This is a genomic window from Caballeronia zhejiangensis (genome assembly GCF_000698575.1).
Taxonomy (GTDB): domain Bacteria; phylum Pseudomonadota; class Gammaproteobacteria; order Burkholderiales; family Burkholderiaceae; genus Caballeronia; species Caballeronia zhejiangensis.
Genome location: NZ_JFHD01000046.1, coordinates 1 through 16,079, shown reverse-complemented (window position 1 = coordinate 16,079; position 16,079 = coordinate 1). Strand labels below are relative to the sequence as shown.

The 16,079-nt window shown below is 56.2% G+C and carries 10 protein-coding genes and 1 pseudogene; 4 read left to right on the top strand and 7 right to left on the bottom strand.

Features of this window, described 5'->3' with window-relative positions; genetic code table 11:
• Window positions 1-53: 53 nt before the first annotated feature.
• Window positions 54-893 carry a tetratricopeptide repeat protein gene (locus tag BG60_RS32085; protein WP_008345245.1) on the bottom strand — a complete coding sequence of 280 codons (840 nt, stop codon included), beginning with the start codon at window positions 891-893 and terminating at the stop codon, window positions 54-56.
• Window positions 890-1,828: a non-homologous end joining protein Ku gene (gene ku / locus BG60_RS32080; protein ID WP_008345246.1), complete on the bottom strand. Its 939-nt coding sequence runs from the start codon at window positions 1,826-1,828 to the stop codon at window positions 890-892. Before ku ends, BG60_RS32085 begins: the two co-directional genes overlap by 4 nt.
• A 226-nt stretch (window positions 1,829-2,054) precedes the next feature.
• Between ku and BG60_RS32075 the strand changes: the two genes are divergently transcribed.
• The 3 genes from BG60_RS32075 to BG60_RS32070 all read left to right on the top strand — a co-directional run bounded on the left by BG60_RS32075 (window position 2,055) and on the right by BG60_RS32070 (window position 5,075).
• Entirely contained in the window at window positions 2,055-2,717 is a 663-nt protein-coding gene (locus tag BG60_RS32075) for an HAD family hydrolase (protein WP_008345247.1), read from the top strand.
• 131 nt (window positions 2,718-2,848) lie between these two features.
• Window positions 2,849-3,124, top strand: a complete 276-nt coding sequence (locus tag BG60_RS37460) for a DUF4148 domain-containing protein (RefSeq protein ID WP_412135176.1) — start codon at window positions 2,849-2,851, stop codon at window positions 3,122-3,124.
• Window positions 3,125-3,638: 514 nt separating this feature from the next.
• The gene (locus tag BG60_RS32070) at window positions 3,639-5,075 is read left to right on the top strand and encodes an IS1182 family transposase (protein WP_008345249.1); all 1,437 of its coding nucleotides are present in this window, start codon (window positions 3,639-3,641) and stop codon (window positions 5,073-5,075) included.
• A gap of 329 nt (window positions 5,076-5,404) precedes the next feature.
• On the opposite strand, the pseudogene BG60_RS38430 reads toward BG60_RS32070, so the two are convergent.
• Together BG60_RS38430 and BG60_RS32065 are read right to left on the bottom strand one after the other, a co-directional pair.
• Window positions 5,405-5,554: pseudogene (locus BG60_RS38430) on the bottom strand (IS5/IS1182 family transposase); the annotation flags it as partial.
• A 199-nt stretch (window positions 5,555-5,753) separates the two neighbouring features.
• Window positions 5,754-6,020 carry a hypothetical protein gene (locus BG60_RS32065; protein ID WP_008345250.1) on the bottom strand — a complete coding sequence of 89 codons (267 nt, stop codon included), beginning with the start codon at window positions 6,018-6,020 and terminating at the stop codon, window positions 5,754-5,756.
• A 649-nt stretch (window positions 6,021-6,669) separates the two neighbouring features.
• Between BG60_RS32065 and BG60_RS32060 the strand changes: the two genes are divergently transcribed.
• Entirely contained in the window at window positions 6,670-10,887 is a 4,218-nt protein-coding gene (locus tag BG60_RS32060; protein ID WP_235366193.1) for a chemotaxis protein CheB, read from the top strand.
• Between the two features lie 1,410 nt (window positions 10,888-12,297).
• On the opposite strand, the gene BG60_RS32055 is transcribed toward BG60_RS32060, so the two are convergent.
• The 3 genes from BG60_RS32055 to BG60_RS38855 form a co-directional block, all read right to left on the bottom strand.
• Window positions 12,298-14,073 (bottom strand): ATP-binding protein, encoded by a 1,776-nt coding sequence (locus BG60_RS32055; protein WP_008345253.1) that lies wholly within the window; start codon window positions 14,071-14,073, stop codon window positions 12,298-12,300.
• Window positions 14,070-15,212: an SIR2 family protein gene (locus BG60_RS32050; protein ID WP_008345254.1), complete on the bottom strand. Its 1,143-nt coding sequence runs from the start codon at window positions 15,210-15,212 to the stop codon at window positions 14,070-14,072. Before BG60_RS32050 ends, BG60_RS32055 begins: the two co-directional genes overlap by 4 nt.
• A gap of 548 nt (window positions 15,213-15,760) precedes the next feature.
• Window positions 15,761-16,079, bottom strand: a 319-nt coding sequence (locus BG60_RS38855; RefSeq protein WP_034473968.1) for a hypothetical protein, incomplete at its 5' end; no start/stop codon positions are given.

Sequence of the window (16,079 nt, the reverse complement as noted above, 5' to 3'; positions counted from 1 at the left end):
CCTTATCAGGTTGGCACCTGACGCTCAACTCGCCATTTTCCGAATGACGCTGATCAGCTGCTCAGTCTGCGGTATGCGCTCAGATGTCGAATGAGGCCACGCCGGTCTCCGCGTTTGTCCAGAAGAATAGCCAAATTATGGTGCGCGTCGGCGTAGTCTGGATTGATGGCAAGGCATCGCTCGTAGCCTTGTTTGGCCTCGTCGAACCGATCGAGCATGTCCAGGGCGACAGCCCGATTGAAGTGCAGAGCAGCATCGTCAGGGAAATGCGACAGCGCTTCTTCGAAGACAGTCAACGCGTCAAGACATTGCCCTTCCATCTCGCACAGAAGCGCCCCCAGGTCGACATACGCAGAGTAGAACGGCTCCGGCGACAACTCGATCGCGCGTCGATATCCGTGTTCCGCCCCGGTGGGATCGCTTTTTATCAACTGCTCAGCCAACACGTACCACTCTTGCGCTTGTGCAGCAGCGGCACTCTTGCGTTCCGGCGTCGCGTCGAACACAACGACATCGCCCCTCACCTCCGCGACCTCGAAATCCAGCAGCATCTGGCCCGTCACCGCATCCCAGCGCGATGGCCCGGTTTTGACGACAATCGAATCGCCTTCTGCCGCGACGCGGATTCCCGATAGCGGGAGCGTATCGGGCAACTCGCGCTTGAGTCGAGCGAGCGCCTCGCGGATCTTGCGAGGCGAGGCGCGCGACGATCGCAGTTGGAGCGCCGTGCGAAGCATCACGACGTCCTGAAACGAAAAGCGCATCTCATTGCGTGAGCCGCGAGCCGGGGTAACCAGTCCAGCTTCGATCAGCCCTTCGACGACGCGTCGGGACACGCCCAGCATGGATTGGAGCTTCGACAGCGTCACGTCGTGCGAAAGAGTTCGCTTCACTTGCGAGCGCGCACCTTAGCCGGTGCTTCCGTCGCAGCTACCTTGGGAGCACGCGCGGCAGGTTTTCTCGTCTTGGGAACGCTCACTACCTCTGCGACTTCTTCAGCAGGCTTGGCGACGGCCTTTCGTTTGGCGGCCGCAGGCTTCGCCGCTTTCGCGCTAGTCTTGGTGAGACTCGCCCGCAGCGCTTCCATCAGGTCGATGACTTCGCCACCCGCTTCGGCTTCCGGCGCCTCAGGCGCAACGATTTCCTTGCCCTCGATCTTGCGGTCGATCGCCGCGAGAACGCGCTTCTTCTCTTCGTCCTCATAGCCCGATGCGTCGTAGTTGTCCTCCGCACCCTGCTCGATTATCTGAATCGCGAGCTTTAACTCCGAGTCTGAGACTGCCACATGCTCGATGTTGAGTTCCTTGAGCGAGCGCACTTCGTCGGCGAAGAGCAACTGCTGAAAGACCATGCCGTCCTCGGCTGGCCGCACCTGAACGATCCGCGTACGCCCTTTGTACGACCACTTGGCAAGCGCACATCGTCCGGTTTGAGCAAGCGCCTCTTGCAGGAGGCTATACGGCTTTCCGCCTCTCTTGTCCGGTGCAATGAAGTAGGCCTTGTCATAGAAGACCGGGTCGACTGACTTCTGGGGCACGAAGGAGACGATCTCAACCACGTGACTGGCGCTCTCCTCGAGCGCCTTCAGCTCGTCCGCGGTGAAGACGACGTACTTGTCCCGCTCGAACTGATAGCCCTTTTGCATGGAGGCGCGCTCCACCACCTTGCCGGTAGCCTCCGACACGTATTGCTGCTTGACGCGCGAGCCGTCGGGCCCAAGCATATTGAAGCGGACGTCAGAGGCGCTTTCGGTCGCCGAATAGAGCTTGACTGGAATCGAGACCAGACCAAACGACAGCGAAAGCGAGGCGATCGAGCGGGCCGGCATGAGGCTTCTCCTTGGCGGCAACGACCGCAGCCAGTGAAATCAGCTTATCAATGCGTTCGCCCGTCTAACCGACAAGCGACAGGGCCAGAGCGATTGACGAGCAAGATGCAGGATAGCACCGCGCGCAACACGTGTAGTCGCCCGGCCGAAAGCAGACGGATTGCCTATTCTGGAGGATATCGGGCTGGTACGTGCTTTGCACGATGCCTTGATCTACGGAGGCCCTATGCCACTCGCTGCAATATTCGACATCGACGGGACGCTGGTCGACTCGGTCGATCTTCATGCGTTGGCCTGGCATGAGGCCTTCGCTCACTTCGGGCATGACGTCAGCTTCGAACAGGCGCGTAGTCAAATCGGTAAGGGCGGGGATAATCTGATGCCTGTCTTTCTGTCCGAAGCCCAACTGCGAGACCATGGCGAACAGCTCGAATCCTGGAGGGGACAGCACTTCAAGGCACAGTACCTACCGATGGTGCGGCCTTTCGCAGCGGTGCCAGAACTTCTCGGAAAACTACGCGGTGCGGGCGTGAAACTCGCCGTGGCATCGTCGGCGAAAAGGGAGGACCTTGAGGTGTATCTCGATATCGCCGCGATCAAGGATTTACTCGATGCGACGGTCTCTTCGGAGGACGTCGAGCAGTCGAAACCTGCACCGGACGTGTTCGAAGTCGCCCTGCAAAAGCTCGAAGTGCCGCCCGACGCCGCGATCGTGATTGGCGACTCGCCGTACGACGCCGAGGCTGCGGGGAAGACGGGCTTACGTACAATCGGTCTTCTTTCCGGTGCCTTTCCCGAGCAGTCGTTGCGAGATGCCGGCTGCATTGCCGTTTATCCTGGGCCTGCCGGATTGCTCGCGAATCTCGTCCGTTCGCCGTTACTAGATTGACCGACGCAGCTCGGACGGGACCCCGAACGTCTTCTCTATTCGACTTAAGTGCGCCTGGGAAGACAACCAATCAGCCCCAATCGCTTCGCGATATCGTGAACAAATCTTATAGGCATCGGATAGCACTTTCCGTGTTGGTTCTTCTCACCGGCTGTGTCATCGGCGGTGGCATGCCGAACACTGGTGGCCATCTGAATCCGGCGGAGTGCCGTGATCTGGCTGCGCTCCGAAGCAACGCGTCTCCGACGATGGCGCAACACCAAAGCGAACTAGGAGCGCTGCGCAAAGCAGGCTACGACCCGTCACCGTGGTATGACGATCCGTACTATCCGGATGATTTGCAAGCGGCGCAACGACTCGTCGACTATTGGTTCCAAACGGAATGCCCGCAAATACTGTCGAAGTAACAGAAGGGATATTAGCTGGACGTTTTCAGTCTGCACGGAAGTCGCTTTAATCTGCGCCATCCGAGCTTTCTCGAATTCGATGCAGCTTGCGACGGACCTGCGAAGATTCGCTACCGGACACCGCGACGGCGGAATACTACGGCACGGTCGCTACCCCCCCGTTCCGCACGTAGCTCTATTTCGATAATCGATCTTATTGAAATAGCGGAGCGCCCTGTGAAAACTGCGTCGCGCCGAACCTTGTCTGAGCCTCAGACCGCCATGTAACAGTTTCAAAGGTTACGGTTGATCTGCATGATGCCAACGTCAAAGTCCGACCGACCGTTGCTAATCAGATAGCGCGGGCGCGACACACATTCGGGTGTTGGTTGTTATGCGTGCCAAGACGAATGCTGCCTCGCGACCCTTCTCAGTCATCCAACACACACAACAGCGGATGGCCGGAAGGGAACGAGGCTGTGTAAAAACGTGTTGATTGCCTATAGTTAGTCAACACGTCTTTCGATGGTGGCCCATGAAGCGATTTATTGAAAGCGCGGCACGAGATCAAGTCGCACTGCTACCTGAGTGTCTCGACGACTACGTCGATGCTGATAACACCGTACGAGTGGTGGACGTCTTTGTCGACGAGCTTGATCTAGTAGGTCTTGGCTTCGAGCGGGCCACGCCCTCCTTGGTGGGCAGGCCGGCATATCACCCATCGACGTTGCTCAAGCTTTACATCTACGGATACTTGAATCGAATTCAATCGAGTCGCCGTCTCGAACGGAAAGCACGACGGAATCTCGAATTGATCTGGCTGACAGGCCGGCTGACACCGGATTTCAAGACCATCGCTGACTTTCGGAAGGACAACGGCGTTGCGATTCGCAAAGTTTGCCGCGAGTTTGTGTTGCTTTGCCGCCGGTTGAAACTATTCGCAGACGCTACCGTCGCGATCGACGGCAGCAAATTTAAGGCCGTCAACAACCGTGACAAGAACTTCACTGACCGCAAGCTTCAGGCTCGAATGGAGCAACTTGAACAAAGCATTGCCCGCTATATGGATGAACTAGACCGGGCCGATCGAGAGCCGACGAGCTTGCCGGATGAACGCATCCCCCATTTGAAAGAGAAGATCGAGAGTCTCAAGGCGCAAGTGCAGAAGCTCGGCGAGATTGAAGTGCGAATGCGCGCGGCGCCCGATGGCCAAATCTCGCTAACGGATCCGGACGCTCGCTCAATGGCTACCAGTGGGCGCGGCACGGGAATGGTCGGCTATAACGTACAAACGGCTGTAGACCTTAAGAACCACATGATCGTTGCACATGACGTCGTCAACATTGGACATGATCGAACGCAGTTGGCGAGAATGGCAGAGATGGCGCGAGACGCAATCGGCAAAAAGAAATTGACGGCGCTTGCCGATCGGGGCTACTACAAGAGCGATGAAATTCTGCGCTGCGAAAAGCAAGGGATCAAGACGCTAGTTCCCAAACCGCTGACATCGAACAGCAAAGCAGAGGGCCGTTTCGACAAGAGAGATTTTGTTTACATTGAGGCTGAAGATGCGTACCGGTGCCCGGCAGGAGAAAAAGCGATTTGGCGCTTCAAGACGGTCGAGGCAGGATTGACAATTCACAAGTATTGGCCGTCAGCATGTCCAAGTTGCAAACTCAAGCCGCAATGCACTCAGAGCCCCTATCGAAGGATAGCGAGATGGGAACATGAGAAGGTACTTGAGGACATGCAGCGTCGCCTTGATAAGAATCCAAATACTGCAAGACTGCGACGACAGACGGTCGAACACCCATTCGGTACGCTCAAGTTCTGGATGGGATCCGCGCACTTCTTGATGAAGACCCTCCCGCGCGTGCGAACCGAGATGAGCCTTCACGTCTTAGCGTACAACCTGAAGCGAGCAATCAGTATTCTAGGCGCGTCGTCGTTGATCGAAGCGATGAAGATATGAAAGCAAGCGGCGAGTCGCCTTGATCGAAAGCGAGGCGGAATTTTCTTTGGCGACCGCACCTATCCGACCGCTCGTCGATTGACCAGGTCCGTCCGTCTGCCTCGCCGAGATGCCTGACTTGTTTTCGCACAGCCTCGAACATAAGCGGCCCTCTGAAGGCAAGACGCACGCGCGCAGCGCCGAATGTCGACATGCTCACGGAGCAACGAAAGGGGCCAAAGTCAATGTAAGCTATTTGCTATATTGGGCGTCGCACGATCATCGGAGGTGAACAACCGCAGGCCGCTCCGATTGTGCGCATGACCAAATCGGCTCGCCAACTTTCGGAGTTGATACGTTCGCGAAAAGACCGTGTCCATGCGAGCGAGCGCTTCGTTCAACCACAGCCGAATAGGTCGCAGAGGATGATTGGCCGGAACGAAGTCATCCAGCTTGGACATCGTGAACATCGATTCGGTGTAGCCGTGCGCTCCGCGCATCGTCTCGGTCTCAGTGGTGTTCGATTCTTTGATTCAACGTTTCTCTCTCGCGCAAGGATGACTCGCGGCGAGGGTGTTTCAACAGCCTGTTAGACCCTGCTCCTCGGTTCGCCGAAGGATTTCGCGCCGAAAAACTCGCTTTATAGCTCTTCTGCATGCGAGCGCGAGAGCGACCGCATCGCATGGATCCGCAGCGGGCTCAGAAGCGCCCAGTCAAATCTGGCTGCACGGACTGCGTCCGGATCCGCCTTTCTAGCTCAATGGCTGCGAGTATTTGTTGCCTGTTCTGAGATATGGTCAATTCAGTCTCCCGAATTAGAGCCAGCAGATAGAGCGCCATCGAGGTGTCCCCGCCGCGCTCTTGCATGTCCTTGATGAGCTCCTCCTGAACTCGAATCAGTCTTCCCATCCTCGCCAGATTGTCGTTCGCCTGCGCCAGAAGTAACTCCTCGAACTCGTTCTCCATAGTAACCTCCTGGCTGCCTCAGTAAAATCGTCTCGAGATTCTTCGCAGCTTGGTGAGTAGAGCCCTGGCGTCCGTGCTCGCATTTTTCGTTTGAGCAGGATGGTTGTGCCTGAATCGCCGCGCTTCTGCCTCGCAGCCAAATTCAAGCTTGTCAAACTTCCCACTTCGGCCGATGTCGCTCCAGCGAAATCGCGGACAAGAGGTAGGCCAATGGAAAGAGGCGAGCACCTCTGCGACTTCCGTGACCAGCACTGATTCGAACAAGTCGACGCGAAGCTCACAGCAGCCTTACGATGAAATAGCCATTGCTCACTAGAATAGAACAACTTTCTTGCTGTGCCATGCGAACCGGTTCCTCGCCTCTTTCGCTTTATGTTGCGTCCCGGAAACGTTATACCGACTCTCGCGGCGCTGAGATACCACCACCTAGCTGGAGCGGAAGCCGTTTCTGCTCTGCCGACAAGCGAGAACTCTTGACGTGTGACGATGATGGCGGACCAGTCGCCTTTGGTGGACTGTGATCCCACGCAGCTCATGTTGCGATGCGAGCAGTTTGCGCCCGTGTCCAGCAGAGAGTGCTTGGCGCACGCCGTCCACACCGCCGTGGCGCTCTCAGGGTTGTACCGCCTTCGCGCTGCTTCGGCGTATCATGGAAACGCTCGGCTTCCCAATGATGCCGCTAATGTTCGAAGGCCTCGTGCGTGTGCCTTCGGCCGCCGAGCGTCAGTTGAATTGGATGAAATTGTTCAATGGAGGATGCGTGGCTCAGGAGGCGAAGCAAGACCGGACTGGCAAGGGTCCCGACTTTCCAGTCGTATGTATCGGCGCCTCAGCCGGTGGAGTAGAGGCGCTGCTACGCCTTTTCGAGACTGCGCCGCTCTCAAGCGGCGTCGCGTTCGTCGTGGTGTTGCACCTGTCGCCCGACCACACAAGCCATGCGGATTCCGTCATTCAGTCCGTGACTCGTCTGCCCGTCAGACAGATCACCGCGTCAACCCTGCTCGAGAAGGATGCGATCTATGTGATTCCACCGGGCCGGTCGCTTTCTATGGTGGACGGCTACCTGCGTCTGAGCGAACCGGAATCGCCACGTTCGCCTCCAACGTCTATCGATGTCTTCTTTCGCAGCTTGGCCGACGCTCATGGCTCGCGCTCCTTCGCGGTCGTTCTTTCCGGGGCTGGTTCGGACGGGTCCGTGGGTATTGCTCGTGTGAGAGAACGCGGCGGCGTGACCATCGCTCAACGCCCCGACGAGGCCCAGTATGGCGAGATGCCACGTAACGCCATCGCGACTGGGGACGTCGACCTGGTTCTATCCGTCAGCGATATCATCCCGCGACTGCTGGAGTTGGCCCGCAATGCCGCGCGGATCGAACTGCCCGCTCCTTCGGATCCGGAGCAATCCGGCGGCACGGAGAACGGGCTTCCGGAGACGAGCGCCATCGATGACGTCTTGCAGACGCTGCGCGCCCGGACACGCCACGATTTCTCGAACTATAAGCGCGGCACGGTTGTGCGTCGCATCGAGCGGCGTATGCAGGTCAATGGCTTGCCGACGGTGGTGTCCTATCGCGATTTCCTTGGCACGCATGTCGAAGAGACGCCAAAGCTGCTGGCCGATATGCTGATCGGAGTGACGAATTTCTTCCGGGATCCAGACGCCTTCAATACGCTCGAAAGCATCGTACACGCGGAACTCGCGAAAACCTTGAAGGGGCGAGAGGAACTTCGCGCTTGGGTGCCCGCATGCGCCACCGGCGAGGAAGCCTACTCCATCGCGATGATTCTCGACGAAGCGTCCCGACGCCTGCCGCAGCGACCACGTGTGGTCGTGTATGCCAGCGATATCGATGAACGGGCGGTGTCCATCGCCCGCTCCGCCAGCTATCCGGCAGCAATTGAAAACGACATTTCGCCTGGGAGGCTTAGCCAATATTTCAACAAGGAAGGCAATCGCTATAGGCTCGTCAAATCATTACGCGATACAGTCATCTTCGCAGCACATAACCTCCTGCGCGACCCGCCTTTCTCGCGGATCGATATCGTTTCATGTCGCAACTTTTTGATTTACCTGGACCGCCGGGCGCAAACCCGGGTATTGGAAAGCATCCACTTCTCTCTACGGCCGCATGAAGGCCTTCTGTTCCTCGGAACGGCTGAGTCGGCCGACTTCGCGAGCGATCTGTTCACGCCAATTCAAAAACAGCAGAAAATCTACCGCGCTCTACCGAACGCGACCGTGAACAGCCTGCTTCCCTTGGGTCCTGTTCCTACCCCGCTCTTGGGCGCGCAAACCTTCTTTGCCATGCCCGCCGGCGTTAAACCCGGCGATGCTCTGTTGCCCAGCCAGATACGCGGCCTCGATCTTTTCGGCCCGCCGACTATCATCATGCGTTCAGACGGCACGATTATGCACCGCTCGGCCAATGCAAACCGACTAACCGAGGACATCAGGCAACATAGGGTTGCAAACTTGTTCGACATCGTGCGTAGTGATGCGCAGGGCGCAGTTCGACGCGCCGTGCAGCGGTGCATGACGCAAGCACGTCGGGAAGACGAAAACGCGGTGCCGTTCATCACGGCTTCCGGCGAAACTTCCGTCGACCTGTCGCTACGACCGTATCGGGATGCGGCGCGTGGTGAATACCTCATGTGCGTGACGTGCGACCTGCTCACCCCGCTACCCGATTCGGCGCCGCCTCTGGTCGCGTCGGCGGACAATGAAACGGTGGATTCTCTCAAGCAAGCGTTAGCAGGCAGTGAAGAGCGATTGTTTGATTCTTTGGCGCATGAGCAGTCGTCGTCCGAAGCGCTTAGGGCGTCAAATGAAGAACTCCAAGCGATGAATGAGGAGTTGCGCTCGGCGACCGAAGAACTGGAGGCGAGTCGCGAGGAATTGCAATCGCTCAACGAAGAGCTAGTGACGGTGAACTCCGAACTCCTGGCGAAAGTGCAGGAGTCGGCGCGCGTCAGCGATGACCTGCAGAATCTGATTTCGCTGGTCGGCGTGGCCACGGTATTCGTCGACCGCTCGTTCAAAATCAAACGCTACACCTCGCCAGCGGACACGCTCTTTAATATTCTGCCCAGCGATATAGGCCGACCGCTGCAAGATCTCACGCACAAGCTCGACTATCCCCGCATGGTCGACGATCTTCGCGTGGCGTTCGAATCGCTCAAGATGTCAGAGACAGATGTGAGAAGCAAGGACGGGCGGACGTTTCTTGCCCGCGTGCTTCCGTATCGGACGGATGACGATCGCATCGACGGCGCGGTGCTCGCCCTGATCGACATTAGCGAGCAGCGTGCCGCACAACATGAAGCGCGGGCGAGCGAAGAGAAACTCAAACTCGCCGCTCGTGACACTCATGACTTCGCCATTGTCGTATTGGATCGCGACGGAACGATCGTTAGCTGGAACGTCGGCGCAACCCGGATCTTTGGTTTCAGCCCTGAAGAGATGCTGGGCCAGCCCTTGGCCGCAATTTTTACATCAGAAGATATCGCCAACGGCATACCTGAACTCGAACGCGAGAAAGCAAGCAAGTACGGACGGGCTGAAGACGATCGCTGGCATGCCACGAAGAGTGGCAAACCCGTCTTCTGCAGCGGCCTGCTCAGCCGCATCGAATCCCCCGGTTTTTCCGGGTTCACCAAGATCGTTCACGATGCGACCCGCCGCAAACTGGCCGACAGCAAAAAGCAGGAAGTTCTCGAGCGCGAGCGCGCGCAGAACAGTGAAATTGTCAAGCTAAGCCGCCTGAAAGACGAATTCATTGCGGTCCTTTCGCATGAACTGAAGAATCCATTGAATCTCATCCACATGAAAGCGGAGATGCTCGCGCGCATGCCCGAAGCGCGAAACATCAGCCGCGTTCAGGAGGTCTCCGACGCGATCCAAAAGTCGGTTCTCGCTCAGGCACAGCTCATCGACGATCTGCTCGACTTCTCTCGCATCCAGACGGGCAAGCTCTCGCTGCGTTTCTCCCCCACAGACGTTGCAGACACGGCCCGCACGATTGCCAGCGCGATGAAAGAAGATTTTGACGCGGCCGGCGTCCAACTGCAGGTCGATATCCCCGAAGCCGTTGCGTTGATTCGAGGCGACACGGTGAGGATAGAGCAGATTGTTTGGAATTTGCTGAGCAATGCGCTGAAGTTCACTCCGCACGGCGGACAGGTGAATCTGCACGTCCGGCAGCAGGAAGGGAAAGTTCGCCTGGAAGTGGCGGATACGGGATGTGGCATTCCACGGGATTCGCTGGAATCGGTATTCGAGATGTTCCATCAAGTACCCAGCACCACGCATCGTACAAGAACGTCCGGACTTGGCATCGGGCTATCGCTGGTTCGGCAACTCGCCCAACTTCATGGAGGAGCAGTCGAAGCACTCTCGGACGGCGAAAACCAGGGAGCGCGCTTCGTTGTGTGGTTGCCGGCTGATGCCTCCGCGCGTCGGCAAGCAGGAGACTCAGTCGCCGATCTTTCGGTCCTCCGCAACGTGGACGTCCTGCTGGTGGAAGATGCTGAGGAGTCGCTTAACGCAATGAAAGAGCTTCTGTCGCTCTACGACGCGAGAGTGACAACAGCCACGGACGCAACAGAGGCTTTGAAGCTGGCGGAGCGCAATCCGCCTGCGATTGTTGTAACGGATATTAACTTGCCTGACATGGACGGCTTCGAACTCGTGTGTCACCTACGCCAACTTCCTCATTGCTCCGACATTCCAATCGTGGCGCTGACGGGGCGCCCTATTGTCCAGGACGAGGCGCGGGCACGCGGGGCGGGTTGCAGTGCCTGGCTCTCGAAGCCTTTTGATCTGCAGGCGTTTGCCGAGATTGTTCGCCGGTTTCGATCAGGCGAATGAGGGACGCATAATGGGAAAAGAGCGCAGCGGAGGGCATCCTTTTCGAACGCGGCTGGCCCTTCTACTCCGCTGAAATCGCGGTCAGAATGGGATCACTGACCGGAGAAAAAAAATGGAACGAAGTCCCGGCGTTTCGGCGCAGCGCCTATCGCAACTGGAGGCCAGGATAGAGATGACAATCGAGCTGATCCATGCGCAAGAGGCGCGGTTAAATGCAGGGTGTCGCGCGGTTCAGCCAACTTCGATCGAACTGTTGGCGACATTAAGGTCGAGCTTGGAGGTACTCCAGGACTTTCGCCGAGTTATTCTGAAGGCGACTGCATCTCGCCGCCGTTAGGGATATGGCGAGCGAGGAACGAGTGAAGAACGCGGTGAGCGCATTCTCTGCCGCTGCCCACAGCAAACGATCCCCCATCCCGGAGCGACATTAGCGGCGCAGTTCAGCACCCGGGAGTCGACAAGACAATCTTTCTTGCTGTTCGCTGCAGGTTTCACAACCGCCTCTCCTGAAAAATAGGGATCAATTCATTCGATACGGTAAGACGGGTATAGACCCCGCACATTGATCAGACGGAGGATTTCCGCGTCTCGATGAAATGTCACACATCGAGGGCCAGCAAGATGCCCCGGGCGCCGGAAATAAGCACCGTAGCCGTTAGCAAATGCCATAGCGAAGTTAGTCGGCGTGTCTTCACCTGTCGTGGCGTCCGTTCAGAAGCTTCGAACCTCTTTCTAAGTTATCCGAATTACTGCGCTCGTCACGCCGACACAGCGTGATCGCTGCAATGTCTTCCGCCATACAACAAAAACTTGAGTTCAAAGACGGCACCTCCGACGCTTAGCCGCCAGCGGCGTTGCACGGGACCGAAGACCATTGACCCAATACCAATGCAAAATCTCCTGTAGACGATTGGCCGATGCTGGGATCAATCGAGTCATTGCGGTGACTGCGCTTTCGAGCAACGGGACGACCGCTTCTGGCCGACCGCCGCCGGCCAAGAGGCAGTGGCCCTCGCAAGTGACAAAGTCATTTCGCAGTCGTCGGCGCCTTGTTGGGCGGGGCCGAACGACTTCCTGGGGCCGGCCGCGCATGTGAGTGACACTTTTACCGTCGCAGCGGTGACAGATTCAATACGGTCTACGGTACTGACATCTCAATCCGTAGCCCCAGGCTCCCTTGTGCTAATCATCCAATGGCGCGAGAAACCATCGCTCGCGTCCATCTCGACAGATCTTTACTCGCTCGCACGCCAACTCGCCTTGAAGCGCATCAGGAAGCGAGCCCGTGCAAATGAATCATGCGAGCTCGAAGCGATCCAAAAACTCATCCAACGATATTTCGATCGCTTCGCGCCGTGCATGCCGAAGTAACGCATCGTCTCTCGCCACTTTTCCTCATCAATATGTTCCCTATGCGATCGGCAGGGCCCAAAGTTCTTGGAGGTTGACATCGTCACTGCTTGGGCGATGCTGTTTCAGAAGCGGATCGATCTTGAGAATCATGGGCAGGTCGAAAGCCGTTCCGGTGACGACGCAACAGCCTTTCGCCAAGGTTGGGATGAGAGCCTTGGAGTTGGTGTCCAGCGTGCTGATGGTGTTATCCAACAGCATGAGGTCGCGTTCATTCACCAGCCGGTGAATGAAGAAATTGTGTATTTGCGACACAATCGTGGGCGAGATGTCGGCCGGCCGTTGACTGGAGAGGGTCAAGTAAACGCCGTATTTACGGCCCTCCTTAATGATCTCCTCAAACAGCTCAAGCCGATAGTCCTTCCAGATCTCGTGTTCACGGGTGGACTGCTCTGATAGGATGTTGTGGGCTTCGTCAATGATGAGGTGCAGCGTACTGGTAGGGGGGCTTTTTAGGTTTTCCGAGTCCTTGTGATTGGTGTAGAAATTCTTCGCTATTAGCAGCGGCAGAATCTTCTTGATCTCGTTTTTACACCTTTTCAGAGAGATCACATGCAGAAGGTGCGGAGGCGGCGGAACATCCACGATCTCGAGGACATTGCGCAGCGCAGCGATTGAGGACTTCGCTCTTGCTAGCACGGGTTGAATATGTTCGTACTGCGCGTAGCCGAAGACCACGTCCGAACAAAGTTGCAGATAGCATCTTAAGATCAGCTCGCTAAACTGATCGATCGCATTTAAGTTCACATGCTCGTCAATGAGCGGCTTAATGCTTTGCTCAAATCCTGTTCCATTTGAATTGTAATACGTGCTGTTACCGTGTTTGAAATACTTATCCTTGGTGAAGTATACGATGCCCTTGAGATGATCTTCCAAAGGATCGCAGTCGATCATTCTCGCAATCTCACGGCTCAGATCCAACGCATCTGACTTCGCTTCACCTGTGCTAAATACTCTCTCAAACACTTTCTCCACGTACCGTTTGAGGGGCACATCTTTGAATCTTTCTTTTCCAGACAAAACGCGGCGCAGAAATGGTTGCTGTGTATTGGTCGTGGCCTGAAAAAGGAGGCTGAGGGTCTCCACATCCCAGAAGTGTGCCGCTTCAATAAGAAATTTGTCTTTGCCTTTCTTTGAGTCGAGGACGGTGATCTGCTTGTCCGCGGCCGGAAGAATCTGGTCCTCGGTGTACTCGCCATTAAAATCAATGATCACAAACTTGCTCTTCTCCTTCAGCGCCTGATACTTCTCATCGAAGAGGGTCGTGTAAAGCTTCGCCAAGGTGTTGGACTTGCCGCTTCCGGTGTTTCCGAAGATACCAAGATGGCTATTGAAAATGCGCGCCCAAGGCAGATTGATCGGAACGTTCTCTTTCAGCATCGTGCCAATGCAAAAGCTGGTCTTTCCTTCGGTCCCATAGATCTTGCCGACCATACGCTCGCTGATCAGGGACGCCTTGTCCCTGATCATCGGCATGTACTTCACGCCCTCGAAAAACTTGTTATCCACTATGTAGCCGATGGGGCGAACATCCACCTTGCGGATGTACTGAGTGGATTCGGCCTCCGCTTCCAGCTTCTTCTCATCCAAGAACTCGCCTTCGACCAAGCAGACAATGTCGATAAACCCGCGTTGGATGGAAATGTGCTCCCTGATCGACACGCCTCTGTACTTCACACCTTCGTAAAAGATGGTTTCCTGGCTCGAGTCTTCAAAGATTCGAAGCGAAATGCGAATACCCGTAACCGCGATGACTTCGCCTACAACGATGCTCATAGCACGTCCTCCTGCTTGACGGGAGGTTCGTATTTCTGCGCTTGCAGCGAGAAAACATACCGGTTGAAGTGAGTAAAATCCAGCTTGACGTCGTCCGGGGGACCAATTACCTTGACGTTCTTCCAGGTCTTGAACTCCTCGCGTATGGCCTTCGCGCTGCCTTGGCTGTAGCAGCAAATAAAAGTCTGAAGTTGCGGATTTGAGAGGGAGCGTTGGATCAGTTTCAGGATGTGCTCGTCGGCGAACGAGAAGCCGAAGGTGATGAGAATCGAGTTCGGCTTCTCAAGCTCGTAGCTCAAGAGCCTGAGCATCTGGTAGTAGTGCTCCTCAAAAACGGTTTCGTGAAACTTCCACTTAGTCGGGTTGACGATCGGAAGTTTGTTGTACTCACCCCAGAAATTGTCGATCTGCTTGGCATTAAAGGCCAATGGGGGAATGTCTTCTGTCAACGCATACTCGTTGGCGAGCATCGCCGAGAATTTTTCGAGCTTGGCGATGCTCTGATTGGTCAGCAAATTCTTGAAGTCGTTGGTGTACTTGACTTCAATCTTGTCGCCGCTTTTCGACCAGTAGACCGAGCCATGGAGATGAATCAGATTGAGCTGCGGCACGCCGTAGTTGCTCCGCTCGAAGATCCCGGTTTGGCATTGATAGGTGTTGAAATTCTTGGAATGCAAGTGCCTCCGATGGAAGCCCGACGTGCCATCATTCACTACAAATTCATGCGCGCCCTTGGTCAGCAGACCATCGGCCGCGTATGCCAGACACCCGTCATAATTCGTGGTGAAAAGGTTGATCTTTCGATTGACGCCTTTTCTGCGATCCAGCAAGCCCAACAGCGTCGTCAGGAAAGTCTTGTAGTTCTCGAGATTGACGATACCGTCAAAAGAAGTCACGGCATCCGGCGTAAAAGTCTGAACAGGGTAGATGCAGGTGTTGTAGTAGTGCATAAACAAGGCTGTCCGCTTCTCCGGCGACGCCTCGAATTTGGTCGCAAGTGTCTCGATCGTCTCCCGCTTTCCGTTCGCGCCTTTGATATCGAGCTGAAGCGTTGGGAACAAGTCCGCCGACGCGCCTGATCCGATCAAGATATTGATGTTCTTGTTATAGATGTCCAGTGGCTCAATAAATTCAAACACCTTCGCTCCTCTTCTTCTTTTGCTTGGTAAAGATGGCATGCGCAATGCTAAGCGTGCATGCCATCTTGGCCCTCTATGGCTCTTGAAACGCTGGCGGCCTGGCAGGTCGCTATGGTTGACGCTATGACGTTTGTCGTAGCGCTTCCTTTTGCTTCATGAAGAAACCGCTCCATGTGCTTCGGATCACGCCGCCAAAATCTCACCGCGCGCGAAATGATATCGAAACCGATCTCATATACCGCCGCGAGCGCGACGTCCGCGGTAGGGAAGATACACGCCTCTTCATCAGCAGCACCGTGCTCTCACGCATGACCGCAACAAGTGACTGCGATTGCCGACCTCCAGAAGCAGGATGGTCCATCCGTTGGCCACCCGTTGCAGCATGAAGTCGTTGATGAGGCCTGCAGCAGGCTGGGCGCGTGCATCGGCGATAGAAATTGTGCGTAGCTTCGTCGTCATGCGCTCCTTCGTAATGTTCTTGGATGAAGGTCTGTCGGCCCCACCTCCCTGGTCGCGAGCGAACCTGCCCTCCGTCGAACTGACGCGACCTAGTGCTTGAGTTCGATCAAATACGCCTTGAGGGCCGTCGGGTCGCGATGGCCCAATCTGTCCCTCGCATTGGCATAGGTGTGCTCGGCTCTTAAGAAGAACTCCGTCGGACTGGCGAGCGTTGGCACACGGCCAAAAGCCGCGAGCAACGCCGTTAGAACCGACTTCAAGTACGCCTCGAGATTGGCGCAGAGCAACGCGATATTGAGCATGCGTCCCGCACTATGAACAATGTCGCAGCGCGCACGGTAGATGCGCTGAAGGTGCCACCTCAGGCCCTGCTCCACGCGACCGAGAAATACCTGCATGTCGGCGGGC